This is a genomic window from Salinibaculum rarum (genome assembly GCF_030505615.1).
Lineage (GTDB): Archaea > Halobacteriota > Halobacteria > Halobacteriales > Haloarculaceae > Salinibaculum > Salinibaculum rarum.
The window spans coordinates 92,642-110,668 of record NZ_CP129994.1 but is presented as its reverse complement, the minus strand read 5'-3'; the positions used below and the strand labels follow the sequence as shown (position 1 = coordinate 110,668).

17 protein-coding genes and 4 tRNA genes are annotated in these 18,027 nt (G+C 53.8%); 8 read left to right on the top strand and 13 right to left on the bottom strand.

Annotated features, from left to right (window positions below; translation table 11 throughout):
* Positions 1–68 precede the first annotated feature (68 nt).
* From dcd to QYL91_RS16005, 3 genes are all read right to left on the bottom strand, one after another.
* On the bottom strand, positions 69–644 hold the full coding sequence (dcd, locus tag QYL91_RS16015) for a dCTP deaminase (protein WP_302083762.1): 576 nt from the start codon (positions 642–644) through the stop codon (positions 69–71).
* 79 nt (positions 645–723) lie between these two features.
* The gene (locus QYL91_RS16010; protein WP_302083760.1) at positions 724–1,683 is read right to left on the bottom strand and encodes a hypothetical protein; all 960 of its coding nucleotides are present in this window, start codon (positions 1,681–1,683) and stop codon (positions 724–726) included.
* Positions 1,684–1,689: 6 nt separating this feature from the next.
* Positions 1,690–2,547, bottom strand: a complete 858-nt coding sequence (locus tag QYL91_RS16005) for a hypothetical protein (protein WP_302083758.1) — start codon at positions 2,545–2,547, stop codon at positions 1,690–1,692.
* A gap of 364 nt (positions 2,548–2,911) precedes the next feature.
* Here QYL91_RS16005 and QYL91_RS16000 point away from each other — a divergent pair, with 364 nt between their 5' ends.
* The gene (locus QYL91_RS16000; RefSeq protein ID WP_302083755.1) at positions 2,912–3,895 is read left to right on the top strand and encodes a hypothetical protein; all 984 of its coding nucleotides are present in this window, start codon (positions 2,912–2,914) and stop codon (positions 3,893–3,895) included.
* Here the strand turns inward: QYL91_RS16000 and QYL91_RS15995 are convergent.
* A complete protein-coding gene (locus QYL91_RS15995; RefSeq protein ID WP_302083753.1) occupies positions 3,892–4,701 on the bottom strand; it encodes a hypothetical protein in 810 nt (269 codons plus the stop codon). The genes QYL91_RS16000 and QYL91_RS15995 overlap by 4 nt on opposite strands.
* A 343-nt stretch (positions 4,702–5,044) precedes the next feature.
* On the opposite strand from QYL91_RS15995, the gene QYL91_RS15990 reads away from it, so the two are divergent.
* Positions 5,045–6,862 (top strand): Hvo_1808 family surface protein, encoded by a 1,818-nt coding sequence (locus QYL91_RS15990; RefSeq protein ID WP_302083751.1) that lies wholly within the window; start codon positions 5,045–5,047, stop codon positions 6,860–6,862.
* 62 nt (positions 6,863–6,924) lie between these two features.
* Here the strand turns inward: QYL91_RS15990 and QYL91_RS15985 are convergent, their stop codons facing one another.
* Positions 6,925–7,311 (bottom strand): DUF7964 domain-containing protein, encoded by a 387-nt coding sequence (locus QYL91_RS15985; protein WP_302083748.1) that lies wholly within the window; start codon positions 7,309–7,311, stop codon positions 6,925–6,927.
* A 187-nt stretch (positions 7,312–7,498) separates the two neighbouring features.
* Between QYL91_RS15985 and QYL91_RS15980 the strand changes: the two genes are divergently transcribed.
* From QYL91_RS15980 to QYL91_RS15960, 5 genes are all read left to right on the top strand, one after another.
* On the top strand, positions 7,499–8,116 hold the full coding sequence (locus tag QYL91_RS15980; protein WP_302083745.1) for a hypothetical protein: 618 nt from the start codon (positions 7,499–7,501) through the stop codon (positions 8,114–8,116).
* A 301-nt stretch (positions 8,117–8,417) separates the two neighbouring features.
* A tRNA-Tyr gene (locus QYL91_RS15975) sits at positions 8,418–8,493 on the top strand.
* A 99-nt stretch (positions 8,494–8,592) separates the two neighbouring features.
* Positions 8,593–8,670 (top strand) — tRNA-Lys (locus QYL91_RS15970).
* 10 nt (positions 8,671–8,680) lie between these two features.
* Positions 8,681–8,754: transfer RNA gene (locus QYL91_RS15965), tRNA-Asn, on the top strand.
* 53 nt (positions 8,755–8,807) lie between these two features.
* Positions 8,808–8,883: transfer RNA gene (locus QYL91_RS15960), tRNA-Lys, on the top strand.
* Between the two features lie 94 nt (positions 8,884–8,977).
* On the opposite strand, the gene QYL91_RS15955 is transcribed toward QYL91_RS15960, so the two are convergent.
* The 4 genes from QYL91_RS15955 to QYL91_RS15940 all read right to left on the bottom strand — a co-directional run bounded on the left by QYL91_RS15955 (position 8,978) and on the right by QYL91_RS15940 (position 12,904).
* Positions 8,978–10,165, bottom strand: a complete 1,188-nt coding sequence (locus tag QYL91_RS15955) for a hypothetical protein (protein WP_302083742.1) — start codon at positions 10,163–10,165, stop codon at positions 8,978–8,980.
* Between the two features lie 153 nt (positions 10,166–10,318).
* Positions 10,319–11,239 (bottom strand): hypothetical protein, encoded by a 921-nt coding sequence (locus QYL91_RS15950; protein WP_302083739.1) that lies wholly within the window; start codon positions 11,237–11,239, stop codon positions 10,319–10,321.
* A 464-nt stretch (positions 11,240–11,703) separates the two neighbouring features.
* Entirely contained in the window at positions 11,704–12,183 is a 480-nt protein-coding gene (locus tag QYL91_RS15945) for a hypothetical protein (RefSeq protein ID WP_302083737.1), read from the bottom strand.
* Positions 12,184–12,307: 124 nt separating this feature from the next.
* Positions 12,308–12,904: a hypothetical protein gene (locus QYL91_RS15940; protein WP_302083735.1), complete on the bottom strand. Its 597-nt coding sequence runs from the start codon at positions 12,902–12,904 to the stop codon at positions 12,308–12,310.
* Positions 12,905–13,059: 155 nt separating this feature from the next.
* Here QYL91_RS15940 and QYL91_RS15935 point away from each other — a divergent pair, with 155 nt between their 5' ends.
* The gene (locus QYL91_RS15935) at positions 13,060–13,815 is read left to right on the top strand and encodes a hypothetical protein (RefSeq protein WP_302083732.1); all 756 of its coding nucleotides are present in this window, start codon (positions 13,060–13,062) and stop codon (positions 13,813–13,815) included.
* A gap of 4 nt (positions 13,816–13,819) precedes the next feature.
* On the opposite strand, the gene QYL91_RS15930 is transcribed toward QYL91_RS15935, so the two are convergent.
* The 4 genes from QYL91_RS15930 to QYL91_RS15915 form a co-directional block, all read right to left on the bottom strand.
* Positions 13,820–14,770 carry a DUF8108 domain-containing protein gene (locus QYL91_RS15930; RefSeq protein ID WP_302083730.1) on the bottom strand — a complete coding sequence of 317 codons (951 nt, stop codon included), beginning with the start codon at positions 14,768–14,770 and terminating at the stop codon, positions 13,820–13,822.
* Positions 14,763–15,308: a DUF2617 family protein gene (locus QYL91_RS15925; RefSeq protein WP_302083727.1), complete on the bottom strand. Its 546-nt coding sequence runs from the start codon at positions 15,306–15,308 to the stop codon at positions 14,763–14,765. Before QYL91_RS15925 ends, QYL91_RS15930 begins: the two co-directional genes overlap by 8 nt.
* Positions 15,305–17,098, bottom strand: a complete 1,794-nt coding sequence (locus QYL91_RS15920; RefSeq protein ID WP_302083724.1) for a spermidine synthase — start codon at positions 17,096–17,098, stop codon at positions 15,305–15,307. The genes QYL91_RS15925 and QYL91_RS15920 overlap by 4 nt, the downstream gene beginning before the upstream one ends.
* Positions 17,099–17,202: 104 nt before the next feature.
* Positions 17,203–17,913: a hypothetical protein gene (locus QYL91_RS15915; protein ID WP_302083722.1), complete on the bottom strand. Its 711-nt coding sequence runs from the start codon at positions 17,911–17,913 to the stop codon at positions 17,203–17,205.
* Positions 17,914–18,027: the final 114 nt, after the last annotated feature.

Here is an 18,027-nt window from a genome sequence, read left to right as displayed (position 1 = left end):
AAACGCGATTTCGCCAACAAAATTCTTGGACGGGTCATGGTGTGTGTTACTGCCGCCCGCAGATGGCGTTAAATGTCGGGGTCGCCCGTGATGCGGGACGCAACCGGTCCTTCCTGTCCTTGATATTTCGAACCGCGTTCTTCACCGTACGGGCGTTCGGCGGGGTCTTTCAATTCGATGAACTCCAACTGAGCAATCCGCATTCCCGGTGTGAGTGCAACTGGGGCTTTGCCAAGATTCGACAGTTCAAGTGTGATCTGCCCCTTGAACCCGGGATCTATTACGCCTGCTGTTGCATGCACTACCAGTGCGAGCCGGCCAAGTGATGATCGGCCCTCAACTTGGCCTTTCAAGTCATCTGGAACGCCAACAGTCTCAATGGTTGTCCCGAGAACAAACTCATCTGGATGGAGAATGAATTGTTCGTCGTCGTCAATTATGATTTCCTCCACGTAATCTTCAACCTCAGCATCATCCAACGGATCGATGTGAGGAATATTCGCCTGTTGGAATTTCAAAAACTTGTTCCCAAGTCGAACGTCTACTGTCGCAGGCTGGATTTGGAGATCAGGATCATCAAGTGGTTCAATGACGAGGTCACCTTCTGCAAGTCGTTCTTGGATGTTCTGGTCTGCGAGCTGCATCGTACGCCACATATTGTGGCGCTACTAACTAAAACGTGCGGAATTAACAGTTTCTTTGTGCTGAACACAGAGGAAAGACTCACTCATGGATTGCGGGATTGGTCAATAACAACTGCTTATCAGTATCATCGTCGGGAAGGTTGTTTTCGTCGACGGTGACATCGAACTGCGTTGTGCACAACATGATGAAATCACCAAGTTCGTCACTGAAGAACACATGCGTGAATCCATCATGGTTCTCGATGTTGTCGCGGAACTGTTCTCGGTCGGCCATACTATCGAATTCATGGTTCTGAATCTCAAAGATGCCGACACGTGTTTTGACGCCAGCGTCCTGTGCAAGGGTCTCACAGCATGCACTTGCTTGCTTGATGCGTTTCTGGATATTACTCCGACTCGCACTCACGGCTTTGCCTGCGATTGTCTCTGTGGACAGCTCAACTGGAGTATCTTCTGCGACAACGATATTCGGACGACCAGGGGCGCTGTGATCCCGCGTCACCGCGAAGCCATGCATCTCTAACATCTCGTGGACTTCAGCGTAGAACCCACCGCGGGTGTGTTGCGTGCAATTCCGCTCTTTCGTTCGGAAATACCGTAGTAACACCGTTTCAACAGGGACTGTGGCTGGTAAGTAGTCCTTGCAACCATCTTCGATGAAGGTGGTGACAGCATCGTCTGTTGTCGCAGCGTTGAAGTCTGCAACCGACCGATTAAACAAATGCGGCGCATCAATGAATTCTCTCGCTGTGCGTTCTGATAGATGACACGTCCATGCGAGAGCTTTCAAAACAATTTCTGGGTTCCGTGTAATCGCATTCAGGTAGTGCGTTGTTGTCGCGGCGTCGAAGTCAATGATGACACGGCTTTCGGTTGCTGTTATCGGGAACTCCTCAATGAAGATGGTAGCCAGCTGTGTGCAGTGCTCTTCAATTTCGTCGTACAGCTCGTTGTAGTCTCCTGGATAGGCGCGAGAGAAATCCTGAGGGTCGATGCACGACTTGTTAAATGACTTTAGTTGGGTTTGGTTGTGAGTCATATTTGATCACGATTTGTTTGTTGTGTACGTCGAGATTGTTTCCTGATGTTGCGGCGCCCACATGGTGCACTCATCACGTAACCGATCGAAGTCATCGGTCGTGTAGAACCCATCCAGCAAGTCTCCAAGACGGTGTTTGAATTCGTCTTTAATGTCAGTGATACGGTCATCACCAACTGGTTCATCAAACTCGCATACCAAGATGAGTTTAGCTTCTGGGTGGGTCTTACTGTGTTGCTCAAACTGAGAGCGGAGTTCACGGACGCGTGTCCCCCAATCTTGCTTATTCCCGGTTTTGATTTCACCAACGATCGCCATGTTACCATCACCAGGAATTGCAATGTCAGGCTGCCCGGCGACTTCGGTATCTGGGCGGAGTGGGAGGCCTGCGTCTGCAAGGAAATCGAGTGTTTCCTCCTCGAATTTGCCCCGGTAGTGACGGCGTTGATCCCGGATGAATTTTGCAGCCGTCTCACTCAACACGGTCTGCTTTGTCAGATCTGTTGTGAGTCGGTCAGTAATGTAGGGTGCGAACGCTGTTGCGCGGTCATCGGTGTGAATCGAAGACGTATCTTCGATGGTGTATATTGAAGCGATGTTAAGATCGTGGGTGATGTCTTCTTTTGAGAGGCCTGACACGGCGAGAAGCATGTCAAGCGTGGCCCGAGGCTCTCGCCTGAGAGCATTTAGAACGGTAACACCATCATCGTCTAGTTCGCTGAATGCGACAACAGTGTGGGCTTCTTGCTTTATTGTGGGAAAAAATGTCGTGATGATGTGGTTGACCGCGGCGAGTGTTGTATCCCGGTCTTTGTACAGTGCCGGGAATTGGCTGCGGCCAGGGCTTGGAACCCAGTCAGTCATATGCGATTATAGAGCTAAATGACACTAAATGGTTATCCGGGGTGAAGACGGGTTGCAGTGGGGCGGGGTGTGGAAAACAAGGGGTTATGGGTGAAAGGGTGTGTTTTGAAGTATTAAATGGTTTGGTAAAATGGGTGGTGTGGTGGTGTCCCCGAGTATCACCGACCACGGACACCCAAGACGTGACATCACGTCAGAGACCAGCCGCCAACCGGTCCCAACTGCTAACGGTCCCCGCCAGAACCGCCAGCGCACTATTCTACACAGAGCACCAGTTTAAAACCTATGCCGGGCACCCCAAACTCAAACACCGAACTCGGACCAAGGGTTCAAGAGGGAGATCACCAAAGAAAGTCGTAAGCAGATGGCAGCAACTGCTCCCCAACAACAGGCATCGCTTTCGAAAACACTGGCCTACAAGTCTATTCGCCCAGCACTAACCACATGCGATACGTGGGAACTACTCTTCTTGCCAGGTGAGCCAGTGGAATCAGGAACTGAGGAGAAGAAAGATGATGCTGATTTCCCAGAGATAGCCACCTCACAAACAAAAACGAATTACGGCATCACTACGACAACACACACAGTGTCCGCAGCACGACTCCCACTTGTCGCACTTGCAGTTGATGCGTTCGCTAAGACGCGTTGCACACCACCAGTAGACCTCCCGGTTCCAACTCAGAACCAGACATACCAGATCCGCGCTGCACGATGCCCAGATGGTATCGAGACAACGGACGATCAACTCGGCGCGTACAAGACTCTCCTTGAACCGGGAGCAGCCACTGAGTGGAGTTGGATTGCTGACGCTATCGGTGTGCTCACTGAAGCCCGAAACACAGAACCACGGCTCAGCCGGGAGACTGCAACTGAGACTCCTGCCCACAGCTCTTCTGACCCAGGCACGCATTCTGGAGGGGACTCTCAAGAAACAAGCACTGAAGCTGTGTTTGACGCAGGAGTGCTAGACTGGGTTACTGGTGTGCGACTGCGGAACCGTATTCAAATCCTCGTCGAAGGGAATGACTGCACAGACCTCACCGTGTACGATCTTGCCGATGCAGGACATGCTTCGGTAGAAGCTGTGAGTTCGGTGTTTGCACCAGCCGCAGCGGCCATCCGGCTTGGAGCACCGATCACAATCCCCGGATTCATCGATGCAGATGCGCACGCTGATTCCGCTGTCGGGACAGTGTCCATGTTCACAACCGTTGACGAGTTCGCAGACACCATTCACAACGCATACGATCCTGGGGAATTCGGGGCGCTCACACTGCAATACTACTACACACTCGCTGAAAACCCGAACACTGAACTTGAAACGCTTCTCCCAGACACCTCAAGTTAACTGTCTGTCCCGGGGCCCGAGAACGTGAGTGCGTCATGGTCTACGAGTGGAGTTTCAGGGGTGGTACTCCACCACTCTCGGAGTATACTTGCAACAGCCTCAGGGACATGGTACCGGGCAGCGAAATACTCAGTATTGGGGGCGCCAGTGCTGGCTGTAATCTCGTCTGCTGCGGTGTCCAAGAGTGCGCTGAGCTCGTCATCAGTGACACCAAAAGCCTCTGTGAGGCGATGATAAGCGCCGTGTGGCGTGATATCTTGTGCGAGGAGTCGTGTATACACGAAGTATGCGCTGAGTGCTTCTGTCTCGTTTGATTCGATATCTATAGCGAGTTGTGCTGTTCCCACCATGATTTCTCGCCACGAAAGCGTAGCCGGGGGAATAGACTCTAGCTTGGGTGCAGGCGTCCGAAATGGGACTGCAAGTCCAATTGGATTTTCCGGAAGGGTATCTGCCGTTGCACTCATCATAACATCCTCTACTCCAAGATTCCGCAGATCAACATCGTGAGTTGTGGCAACCTTCTCAACCTCCAATCGGTGGGCAAGTTTCACTGTTTCTTCTGCGTCAGTTCGGGCTCGACGCCAATCACGCAACAGCTTATCCAGATAGTCCTCAGCTACAAGGAGATACGCAGCTGTGTCTGTTGTTGTGAGAACAGCAGCATCCCCAGCCAGATATGCATCTCCAAGAAGGTCTGGGATGCGTGTATACAAATACGACTGGAAGTCACCAACTGCCGCGCGGAATGCGGCACTCGAGGGGAGGATCTCTTCAGTATCGGTCTGGTCAGTTTCTGTGACCATATCGGTGACCGTTTCTCGAATCGGGACGTTCACAGTGCGAAGCGGCGTGTCTGACGTAGGGTCAGTGACTCTAACAGTCTCAAAGCTCGGTGTGTGAACTGGAGTCTGAGTAGTGGTATCTGGAGAGGGCATCGATTGCTCACATTAAGAGTGCGGGTCCCGAGGTATAAGCGCTTGACATTCCCGCCAAAGGAAATCCCGAAAATCGCACTACATGACGACGACAAGACACTCTTTTTGCCAGGAAAATCAAATCGCACACGGGGTGTGTCCGCACTCGGCACTCGAAAGCTGTGCCGACCCAATGGCATAAACCATAGCACGCAGTACACGTAAGTACACTATGGGCTCTCTCCGGTCTACAGGAGTGGCTATAACGTGTGCCGCCTTGATCCTTCTCACAAGCGTCGGTGGCGCGGTCGCCGCTACCACCACCCCAACGGCGCCACAGCCGCCCTCCGAAACAACAGACACGACCACAACTCCACCCGTATCAACATTGGAAAACTCAACAAACAATACTCAGACAGCACAACAGCAGACAGCGCCACCCGACCCTGAAGAAGATGTGATTGGGTGGGAAAATGGTGTCTGGTACAACGAGTCAATCGACGTGAATCAGAGTGATGGCCTGACGGAAGCCGAGCGTGAAGCGTACGTTTCCCGTGGGATGGCACGCGTCGAACAGATTCGCGGCCTCGAATTCAAGAAAGACATTCCTGTAGATGTCATCACGCGGTCGAACTACCGAGACACTCAGAATAACCAGTCTGATTCCCCGAGTCAACAACTGTATGGTGAATGGAACAACCAAGTCTGGGAAGCAATGCTTATCTCAGGGGAACACTCCGACGTGCAGAAATCTCTCAAGTCAGCATACTCCGGGGCAGTCGTTGGATATTACAGCCCCAGTGATGACGCGATTAAGCTGATTCGTCCTTCAGAGGACGCTACACTGCACTTCGACAACGCTACACTCATCCACGAACTCACGCACGCACTCCAAGACCAACACTTCAACTTGGAACGCGACGCATACAGCGGAGACTACCAAGACACAAGTCTCGCTGTGGACAGTCTTGTTGAAGGTGATGCATCCCTTGTCGAAAACCGATACAAGGAACACTGTGCTGACGATTGGGACTGCGTCAATACGCCCACGACGTCACCTCCGCAGACTGAATCGCCTAGTAGCCAGCAGAAAAATCTCGGCGTACTGTTCACCATTTACTTCCCGTATTTTGAGGGACCAGCATACGCGAACGATTACGTCACCGGTGATGATTGGAGTGAATTGAACGCATTATACCGTGATACGCCGGATTCCACCGAACAGATCATTCACCGCACAACAGACGCAACCGGGAACATCACGTTCACTGATACCGCGACGAAAAACTGGACACTCATCGCTGAGCGCGAACCCGGGCTCACCCAACGCTACGACGTAATCGGTGAAGCATCAATGTACATCATGTTCTGGTATCAGGGCTACAAATACGAGAAAGGCCCACTAAACTGGAGACAGACATACGAAGGTGGTGACGGGCGGTACGATAAATACACGTACAAGTCACCAATCACAGCTGGGTGGGATGCCGACCGAATATACCCGTATTCGAAAACCAGCGAGAATAAAACCGAACACGGCTACGTGTGGATTACGCAATGGGACTCAGAGAACGATGCGTCCGAATTCAAGACCGCGTACAAGAAGTTGTTGTTAGATCGCGCTGCGACACAACTCAACGACACTACGATTCGCGTAGAAACTGATCGGTTTGAAGATGCATTTCGTGTGATCCAAGACGACAACCAAGTCATAATCGTGAACGCCCCAACCGTCGACGGGACACATGCACTCCGCCCAGACCTCACCGCACCCACCACCGATAACACGACATCCAATAACACCACGACACCGCCGTCGCAAACAGAAACACCACCGCAGAATAATGACTCCGAGAACGCCGGCCTCCCATGGGGAAGCATACTAATCGGCGGTGCAGTCGCAGTTGTGGGACTGCTCGCCGCCCTCTACTTCAGACGTTCAGGCAACACTGAGACAACCAGTGACGGAAAATCCGGAGCAAACGAGTCGGTCGATGATGGAAATGACGACCTCCCAGATCTTGAGTGGGATCTCAACGACGACAAGTGAACTGCTCCGGGGTCAACTCTCCCAAATACTACTGAAAATCAGAACGGTCAACCCCCGACTGCTTAGTTCGGTTTCAGGAAGTCAGGAGCGGTATCCTTGTTGGTTTCGTACCCAGAGAGTGGCGTGGCATCTGGGTTAATCCCGTGCCGCGTGAGCCACTCATAGGTCTCTTTGTCACCGAACCAGGCAACGATGTCGTCATCATCGATATCAAATCCATCAGTGTGCGTGGTGGTATCGAGACGTTGCCACCCACTCCCGTCGAAAGCCAACAGCAAGCGTTGCTCGTCAGTGACTAAACACAGCGCGAGAACAAGATCGGACAGCATATGTCCAGCAGTTTCAATGCTGAGGACCGGGAGGCAATCGGTGATCGCATCGTGGCTGCTGAGGCTGGTAACGGTTTGGTGCTCAACAGGTGTGTCGGGTAGGGCATCAACAACTCCCATGAGACACACGTCGGTACTCACAGTAGTAAAAGTGCGGAATTTAGCTGAATGCAGGCGGTAAGCCCCCTTCCTCAAGGAGCCGGCGAAGGCGGCGAGTAGGCAGGGGGAGTTCACCAGTTACCTCGTCGATGAACTCCAAGAACGATGGGGGCTTGACGTTTTAGGCGTGTTCCGCATACAGTCACACATGGCTGTTGGGAAACAGTGTGCTCCCACTCATGCTATCGGTATGGTTGAAGCACGCTGTAGAGATCATCCATCACCAAAGCATCCATTAGCGACTGTTCAGGCGAGTAGGCACTTTCATGCTGCAACCGTTTTCACCGGACCCACAGACGTCGGGCATCTCGACGCACTTCTTCACGACCAGCGCCGCATCACGCCAGATGAATGCCACGCCTGTGGTAGGCCTGTTACTACTGAGACGCGGGTTGCAGACTGGCCACCTGACACCATCACGACTGGTGCGATTCGTGACTTCCTCGGTGAATTCAACGGTGAAGTCGCCCTTGAGATAACACCAACGCCACCGATCGACGGTGGGATGGTTGTCACTGAGGACACCACTGACGCGTTCGCACCACCGCTTGACACACCGACATCGTTCGTCATTGGCGTGTTCGGCGACAATATTGTGGTAACGCAGCCAGGAGAGGTGGCTGGCTTTGAATATACAGCTGCTGAAACGCTTGAAGATGCGGCTGTCTTGGTGAGTGTGAGAGGCGCGCACGCTGTTGAACCCGTCCCAACGTCGGACACCAACCTCGATAGTGCGCTTCGTGCGTACAAGAAACGCAGTTTGTGACCAGCACGGCACTCATCCGCCAAACGTTTAAATAATTGCAGCCCATTGCTCGAAATGCAGATGATGGTTGTCACCCACGGTCACCGCAGCGGTGCTCACCGCGCACGGGGAGCCACGGGTGTCAATCCGAAAAATACGGGGAAATATACCCCCTCTTACTAACCGGAACGCGAGGAGTCGCGCCCGAGCGTTCCCGGCGATGGTGCAAGCCCACTAGCGTGCTCCACGCCGATCTCGTGTTTTGGAACAGCACCCGAGCGTTGTGCCACTGCTCATGCAGGTGGCACAGCGTGATTGCCGCCCGCCCTTAGCTCAGGCTGGCTTAGAGCAGCAGACTGTAGATCTGCGTGTCCCCCGTTCAAATCGGGGAGGGCGGACTCCGCGCGCCCGGGCTGTCCGGGCTGCGCAGGCGCCGTTCCGCGGCGCTTCCGGGACACCACGAGCGAGCACGATGCACTCAGCGTGACCCGTACTGCGGGCCGGTAGCTTAGTCAGACTGGAGCGGTGGGCCCTTAACCCGCGATATCACCTGGGTTCAAATCCCAGCCGGCCCTCTCATAGCGTGTCGGGGTAGCTTAACTTGGTAAAGCAGCCGGCTGTTACCCGGACGAGTGGAGGTTCGAATCCTTCCCTCGACGCTTGCCCGGCTCGAGGGCAGCACAATACTCGGCACAAGAAATTCGTGGAGGGTGGGCCGGAAGCACAGTTCGTCAAAGTGCGACTGGCTTTTAACCAGTTGGTCGTGGGTTCAAATCCCACCCGGCCCTTTCCTGCTGACAAAATCAGAGAAAGTGAGTTTGGAAGAAATTCATATGCCGAAGTGCCCCAGTTGTGAGAATGAGTGAGGTGCGACAGTCAGAGTCAGGAGTCAGTGAGGCGTTGGTAGTTTTCGCGCGGCGTCTGTGACTCATCCCAGCACTCTTCGCACACCGCGACTTCCTCCAAGCGTCCGATGAGTTCTTCACCGGGCCCAGTTGTCCCACACCCGACGCATGAGTATTCGGCGTGGTTGTACGGCCACTGGTTGTACAGTTCCATCAGTGTCATCGTAGAAAGACCACAGTTCCCGCAAATCCCGTTTTCGTCTTCGAGGTCGTGGTACGAGGTCGGGTTCTCAGCTGGGAATACGTGGTTCTCCACGTCACATGGGTCATCCGGGTTCGGAATCGGCCCACTGTAGTCCTCTGGGAGGTCGCGGTCTTCGTACGGGCCTGCTGGAACACCATCGTCACGGAGTTGCTGATCCCAAAATGTCCCGTCTTCGTACTGGAGCAGAACCCCGAGCGTTGGGTCGAATGCGAGCACCCAACAGTACTCGTCCGTGTTGGTGTTGTAGAAGACGTCTCCCACCTCGGTGTCGCTGGTCTTGGGGTCTGGCGCTGATTGCGCGTCTTCCACAGGGCGTTCATGGCGGCGCGCCCATTCCTCGCTGAGCAACTCGTCCGGCATGTCCTCAGCGGAGTACGTTGTCCCCATGGCCGTAGCGAAGACCAGTGCGTCTTCATCGAACGGATTTTCGCGGCCTTGGTCGTACGGGAGGCCCGCAGCGCCTCGGATTCCCGCCTCTGGGGTCACTGGGAACGCGTACGTAAAATGAACCGGTGCGGACTCCGTGTACGAACTCTCCACCCACACGTCATAGTCCTCAACTCCGAGAAGGATTCCTTGAACTACCGAGCAAACCGGCGCAATAGCTGGGATTTCAACGCCGCGAGTCGGCAAGTTTGCTAGTACTTCTTCCTCTTCTTCAGTGATGCCACCCTGTGTCAGCATTTGCTCTTCAATTCGACGTCGCTGATCACTTACCGAGATGAGCTCATCAACGCCCACTGCTGATTCCTTCACGAGAATTTCGACCGACGCACCGACATGCCCTGGATCCAGTAGCCGAGCGATTTGCACAGCAACGCTCGGTGTGACCTGGATTGTTGTCGGAGATTCCCACGTCGGGTCAGTCAACAGGGCTTTGATTTCGCTTTGGAGCTGGGCACCGGGGATACGATTCGTGATTTCGACAGCATCATCTTCTGGAAACGGGGCTGATGACATCTGTACATGAAATATTCCACAACACCCCAATAAATGCTGGCCCCTGGAGAGAAAATTGGAGCCGCTCATTTTCTCGCATGTCACCCACCCACCCTCAGCGAAACGACCGCGTCAGCGCGAGCGAGTAGGGTGGGGTAGTTAACCGTGTACCGCTTATCGGATTGGTGTCGTGATGGATTGCGCCGGTGCAGGTTTCGGGTAGTCGGTGAGGTCTTCTGGCTGCAAATCGGTACGGGTAACCCCTCGATCGTAGAAGTCTCGATATCGTTCAGTTGTTTCTTTCACTGTTTCTTCTGCGGTCGTAGGGTCCGGCCGCGTTCCAAAACTCGGGGAAGTGAACTCACTGACGGAATGGTCGCTGAAGAGGATGTTCGAATACACTCCAAAACAGCGTGCAAGATTCTGAGTCGTCTTTTCACCGATTCCGTAGGCACTGACAGGGCATCGGAAGCCCGTATATTCTTCCGGGTGTTCTGGAGAGTCTCCGTACCCCGGTGCGGTGAATCGTTCGAGATCAGCAACGTAGCAAATACGGTCAGCAAATGCTGCGAGTTGTTCATTGACGTGGTTAGCGGCGGTCGCTGCGTCATCCGTGACAAGCGGATCAACGAGCAGACCACCGATCATGTAGTACGGATCACCGGTAGAGCCGTAATTGCTGAAGTCAGGTGACTGTGTTGCGGCTTGTGCAGTTTCAGGAAGGTCCTCATACTCACGTTGCTGCACTGTTTCGTAAGTGACTTCGAGAGAGTTGATAGGGTTCATCCAGTACGTGTACGTGTGACGGTCACGGTCATCGAGGAGAAATTGGAATTCGCAACTTTTTCTCTTGTTCGTTTGCCGGGAACTACCTCCATTGTAACCGTCGCCACTACGGTTCGGCTGTGTAGTGTCTGGTAGTGGAGCGTATTTTCCAATGTGATCGTAGATCCCATCAAGGAGTGCGAACCGCCCGTGGGGAGTGGTAATGCAAGTGGGGTCAAGGTGCGCGAGGAATGCGTCGATTTCATCGCACCACACACGCTCTGGTGCATAGAGCTCAGCGCGTAAGCCAGTATTCGTGGGGCTTTCCATAGGCAAGTATTAGTTGGGGTTAGGGTAAAAAGTATGGAAAGGAGTTATGACATCTTCCCCGGCGTGAACGCCGCGGTTTCCTCCGTGGGAGTCTCAGCCGGTCTGAGAGCTCCCGGAGGCAACATTCTCGCCACGGTGGCCGGTACTCGGGTCTGTGCGCTGTTCGGTTCCGACCGCATGTCGGAACACTCGTCCCTCACGGGAAGGGCGGGACTCTCGCACTGTTACAGGTAGCAGTGCGAGTTTGGCGTTATCAGGGGGCGTCGACGCGATCGTGAAGATAGAAATACACAGGCACGAGGAGCAAGAGTCCGACACCAGGCAGCCAATTGCCGTGGAACAGGTGCCACCCGGAAAGGAGAACACCGGCGCCAAGTGCAGTCCGGTTGAAGATATATGCGAAGCGGTCTGGCCAGCTGAGACGCCAAAAGGAGGGAGTGGCGTCTGATGTGTGGTGGTCTGGGTCACTTGTCATCGAGTGTGTCTTTTTGCTCGATGTCCCGGGCGATATCCCGGAGTTCATTGATTTGTGTTGTGTCTTTCTCAGTGAGGTCATCGGCGGTTATGTGATCACTGAGGTCAGTTTCCTCGAATATGGTCTCGAGGCGGTTGATTTGCGTATTAGTGAACCGGCCGCGACGAAGGAGTGACGCGAGCTCGCGGAGTTCGCTATCTGACGCGTCACGAGGGTTGGCTGGCGTTGCGAGATCGTCCGCAGTGGAGACGCTTGCACTGTTGGATTTCGGGAGGTGGATGTCGCCAGTGACGATAAGCGTACGGAAGGTTGTCCAGGCAATCTCGCGGTTTTCGCTGTAGTTCCGTGTGTTCACTAAGAACGACTGTGCACGGTCGGACAGCGAAAAGTAGTACCGACCGGTGGTAAAAGACGCCTGAACACGGTGGGCGCCCGTTTGGTCTCGGGTGAGCGTCGGGCCTTTCGCCATACTCACTAAGGCGCGGGTGTAGGATTAAAATTCTTTGCCTTCACCGGAATTCCAAGGATTCGTCAAGGGAGTTGTCTCGGTTGAGAGTCGGGTTTGCGGGGGTTCTTCTGAGGAGTGAGGTCGGTCAGCAGAGGGCAGCTGTGTGGAGGTTGGAGATGACATGTTGACGGTCGTCCTCGAAAAAATATGAAGCATCCTGTACTGTGTCGGCAATTCTAGTGCAGTGAGTATGAGTGAGAGAATCACCTGAGATGAGGACGTGATTTCGGACGTTCGTTATGTTGAACTGTGTACCGACGGCTTCTTGGATGGCTTCTTCGAACTCTGGTGTGAGGGAGCCGTACACGACAAGGTGGGGGACGTTCCACTCAGCATCGAGGTTCTGCGGTGCGTACGCCGTTATGACATCGCTTTTGTAGTTGCCGATGGTCTCATCAGTGCGTTCTTCCCGTACCTCTTCAAGGATACTCAGTCCGAGGGTCTGCACCGTTTCAGCGATATTTTCAAAGCTCTCTTGGTTATTAATCGCGGTCACAGTGAATGTTGACCGGCCGGTATCAGTCGTGTGGTTACTTGGCGTGAGGTGTGCTCTGAGTTCCTCATCTTCAGGGGCCGTGTTGTCGATCCCGAAGGAGAAATCATCCGTGTGTCGTTTGAACAGCTCGAAGAAAGCACGTGCTGTTTGTGGATCAGCATCTTCGTAATCTGTTCGCGGGTTCATGGAGTAATATACGGGTGTGGTGCGGAAAACACTGAGGGATTCGTAGTATGGGAGGGTGGTGGTGAGAAATGTTTAATTGTTCGTGTCAAGTGGGACTGGTTTCTTTCGACCACAGATGTTTATATACTAGTTGGCACAACACTAGTACAACGCCGATGTCAGAGGGACATACGACACCTTCACAACCACCAGATGCAAATTCCACTCCCGAGACAGTCGATATTATTGCTGAAATCCAGAGCATATACAGCAATCTCGGCCTTCTACCAGCATGTGATTTCATTTCACTTAGCGACATTGACCATGTTTTCATCGTGCCACCGCCGACACCACATCAGACACCAACGCTCACCGCACTCTGGGAGCTCTGCATTACAGACTCTGTCTTCTGGACACCAGCCGAAATTGAAGGGCACAAAGGCGCTGTCCTTGCCTACGACGACCTTGCAAAGCACTACAAAACTCTCCACGGCCGCACGCAAGATCTTCCAGAACCTCGTGATGCGGCGTTCTTGTTCTCCCAATACGTCACTCCACACGAACCAGCGCCGCACGGACTCACTCTCAGTTCGACATCTCTCAGACCCACCGATGAATCAAACAACACCACCAAAACCGGCGGTGAATCTGGAGGAGCACCGGCTTGCCGTATCACTCTAAGTAATCCTGAAACAACACCACCAACAGACGACTACGAGAGTCACACAGTAACGAAGCACAAGACAGAACCAGAGCAAACATGGCACGACCGTCTCAGTGACCTCCCCGGAGTTCTCACCCTCGATAAGCACCTGTTTACACTTCCAGCTGAAGCAACCGATACCTTTGTCCAGGCATTCTCACCACCCCGCATTGACATCACACCAGAACACCACTTTTTCGACATCCGCGAAACCGAAGACCTCATCTAGGTTCTCAAAACGATGTCGGGGAATGAGATGGTGTCGCGCAGTGTTCGCATTCTTTCGGCGGATTTGAACTCTGATCGTAGACTTTGACCGGGTGACCAAACAGGAAGAAAGCATCCATGTGCTGACGGGCAATGATACCATCAGCATCTTCGCCGCATCCAGGGCACGTCTCAGTCTCTGCCGCCGGCGTTTGATACGTGACTTTCCGCCGACCGAACATCGGGAACGCCTCAGAACGAGAGGTTTCAATCACGGCGTCAACCGAGACTGGTTGCTCTTCAACAGTGTTCCGCATCCCAGGGTCACTCACCACGTCAACGGAGAGATGTGACCCAACGTCGAGAGTATTGTCACGGCCAAGCAGATACACTGACACCGTTGGTGTGTCTCCACGAATCCCAGTCCCGTCTCCACGAAGTGTCACATCATGATCCCACCCAGTGACATACACAGCAATATCGTCGTCGATGTCATTGACCGTGACGGAATGTTTCGCGCCAGTAAGATACACGCCCGTCACTGGGTGTTCGTAGTGAGTCTGTTGTTTCCACCCCGTAACCGTGACGTCGTACTCACTCGGTTCCAACGACGGGATGCCAGCGCCGGTATCATCGAAGATGTTCTCTGCTCCGTGCGCTGTCACATCACCACTAACACCGCCTGCTTCGATAAACACATCTTCAGCGTGCTCAATGACAACGTCACCGTCAGCACCGTCTGGTTCAGCATATGCGTCCTCGAGGGCGCCCGTGATGCGGGTCGTCACGGCGGAAATCTCAGCATCACCAGTGATAGGGGTGTGCGTGTACACGTATTCGACGTCGCGGAGTTTGAGATCGCCGTCGACGGCCCCACGTTCAATGAAGACATCTTCTGGACCGATTACTTCTACGGGCGGAGTTTCTTGGCCAGTGAGTGTTACATCGCCAGTGTAGTCGCGTGTTGTTTCAACCATTCTTGTGGAAATCAGCGTTTGTTGGAAGTGTGACTGGGCTTTCGGGCGACGGTTCAACGCCCACGCCATCAGTACGACGCCGCTCAACTGCGGTGTGCGTATACACTATTTTGTCGTGTTCCGGATAAGTATGATAGGTTTCGTAGCCTGCCGACTGAACACTGATTGTCGTGTAAGCATCTACCCCGAATCGATATGCAATATCCTGTTCTGCGGGACCAGGGAATGCTTCCAACGGTTGTGTTTCGATGCGAGTTGTTCCAGTTACGCCCGGTGTTGTGAACGTGACTTGCCTGTTAATGCGTTCATCAAGGTTGATAGACGCTGAGACTTCGGCATCTGGAGGCAAGCACGAACACAATTCGGCGAACTGCAATGCTGGTGCGAGAACACAATGCGAGTTCCCGATGACCAGGAAGACAGCTGGTGCGTCGAACAGGGTTCCAGGTACGGCCTGCTTCACACTCAGGTCTTCAAGTGGCGGTGCCGTTGCCGTATAGGCAAAGTGCATCGTCGGAGGTGATGGTGAGTCTGTCATGGGTTGATGAGAATGTCGTAATTCGGATCGAAGATTGAATTCGAATCGATACCATTGAACGTCGGAATATCGGTCCACTGGAGCGTCGCGTACCGGTCTTCGTGGCGGTGCACGTATGCACCGCCCGCTCGAGTCGGGTACTTGCCGGTGCGGTCATGCGGTGAAAACATGTAGAAGAGTTCAACACGCTCAGTTTCCTTGTCACCGTCAATATCTTCCCTGGCCCAGTACTGCATCTGGTCTTCGAACCCAGCTGCGGACACGGTGTTCATGTAGGCGTGGTAATGCTGTGTGTATCCGGTGGGCGTGTACCCCCATGTGACGACCACGCCATCTCGCTCAAGATTGTCGCGGAGTGCCTGATAGAACTCCACCGAGTACATTTTCAGGAGGCTGTTGTCTTTCGCTCCCGGAATATCCAGCAGGATAACGTCGTACGTTGTGTCCGTGTTCCGCACATACGTGTACCCGTCACCAACTGTAGTAGTCTGGTTCGGGTACTTGTACGCGTTTTCGTGCCATTGCTGGAGGAATGACGCGTTCCGCGCCCAGCGCATGAATTCCCCATCAAGATCAACACGATCGACGGACACATTGTACTCCCTAAGGTGGTTGAGGGCGACGTGGTCCCCGCCACCGATGAGAAGAACGTTCGTCTGCGTGGAGTTCTCGTACATTGCCATCGGGACATCCACGAGACCGTTATGATAGCTGTCCGCCCACGAGTCGCACATCTGAACAGCGGTGTCCAACCGAAGGCAAGTTTCCGTTGTCCCATTGAAGTACGGGTTTGGGCCAGTACCTTCCCACGTCCGCGTGTACTTCACGACGTGCTGGTAGTTCGTTGTGAATTGATTCGTAACCTCAACATCCATCGTGGGTGGCGACCCTCGTGTCGGTGTGTACTCCTCTTCGTAGGTTTGCTCCAAGTACATCGCAGTGAGGTCGCGCTCGACAGTGTCATGCTGCATTAGCACACCACCGTACCCAGCAGTCAGCACCAACAACGCAAGGACAACCGCAGTGTGGTCGTGGCTGATGACGCCACCAGTTGGTGCATCGCCGCTGAAAACACCCCATGAGGTCCCGCTGAACCGTGCGACGAACAAGAGTGCCGCAAGCACGTTGAGGAATGCGAGAATGAACACGGTGGGGATAAGGCCGAATGTCGGGTAGAGATATTTCGCGTAGATGAGAGCGCCAACGAGACCGCCGAAGTAGTCTGCGCTGAGCGTGAGCGAGAACCCGCTTCGTGACCCCTCAGGCGTACTAGTGTGGAAGAATACACTGAGAATGCGGTGAATAGTGGTGTGGAGTGCTGCACCGAGTCGGCGCACGGTCATCGGGAGGTCACTCCCAGTGTCGTCAGCTTCGATGTTCACCATCTTGGTGAGATATGGAAGTTCAAAACCACTGAGGAAACCAACGAGAACCGGTGGGAGACGCGCGAGGTAGATTTCTGCGGTACGTGGGAACCACGGTGGCAGTTGAATGCTATTGAGGAGAATGATACCAACGAAGCCGGTTGTGGAGACAGTTGCTAGGTACAGCTCAAGACGGGTGAAGTTCTCCCAGTTATCCGTGGCGAGATTGTCAACGAGAGTGGAGCCGAGGCCAAGAGCGAAAAAGAACAGCCCGATCGTGATGACGTACTGTGTGACGGTACTGCCGTACATTACGGTGAGTTCTTCGCTGTACACGAATTCGTAGGCGAAGCTACAGAAAGACACGAGGAACGTGATGATTAGGAGTACAACCTTGCGTGACCGGGGGAGTGTGTGTTGAGTCATCGTGGCGGAACGAGACGTAACGTCAACATATTCTGGCGGGTTGGAAGTGTGGATTCTAGAGGGTGTCTGAGTAGTGCGACTGAAGGTGAGTGAGTGTCCAGTGGTTAGATACGCGGGGACACTTTCCACTGTTTTGCGACCTTGTACCCTCCAGTGTCATCTTCAACGAGTTTGAAATCGACGGCTTCCCACTTGAAATCCTGTTCGACATTTTCTCCGACGAGTTTCGCACCGACGCGGTACCAGCCCTCTTGCTCAACATCATACGTCTCGATGTCTTGAGGGTTCTCGTAAGTTTCATCCCAAGGAACAGCCCCTGGACCAGGCTTGTCGTCTTTGAACTCTTCTGTGGACCCAAGGAACGCAACTCCGAGCGTAGCGATCTCTACAGGGTATTTTTCAACATCTTCTTCGTGTTCTTCATACCAGTCATCGGTGTAATCACCGGCGTACAGCCAGGCACGGTTGTGATGTGTGCGTGGAGCCTTGGTGTACCCGCCAGCGGCGCGACCAGTGACACCACGACCGGCAGCAGCGCCTTTCCCCTTGGCACTGGCAACGCCGATGAACGAAACCGAAGTGAGGAAACTGCCAGCTGCATTTCCGATGTTTTGCTGAGCATTGCTTCCCGAATCGTATCGGGACATAACCCAGGTGTCGTCTTCGGTGTTGATTTCGACTTTCCCGGCGGTTGCTTCGAGATCTTGCAAAACATTCGATTTCCGGGGTGGTGGAGCTTTTGCTCCGCCAAGACACCCCGCGATTCCGATGCTTGCTGCTGTGCCTGCTGCTACGAGGAACTTACGACGGCGCATACGTCTGTTCTGTTGTAATTTGGTGACTGGTAAAAACGTTAGCGTTCGGGAGGGGTACTCCCGGCAGGTGAAAAACATCGGCACTGCACCCAACCACCCAGGCATCGGCACCGT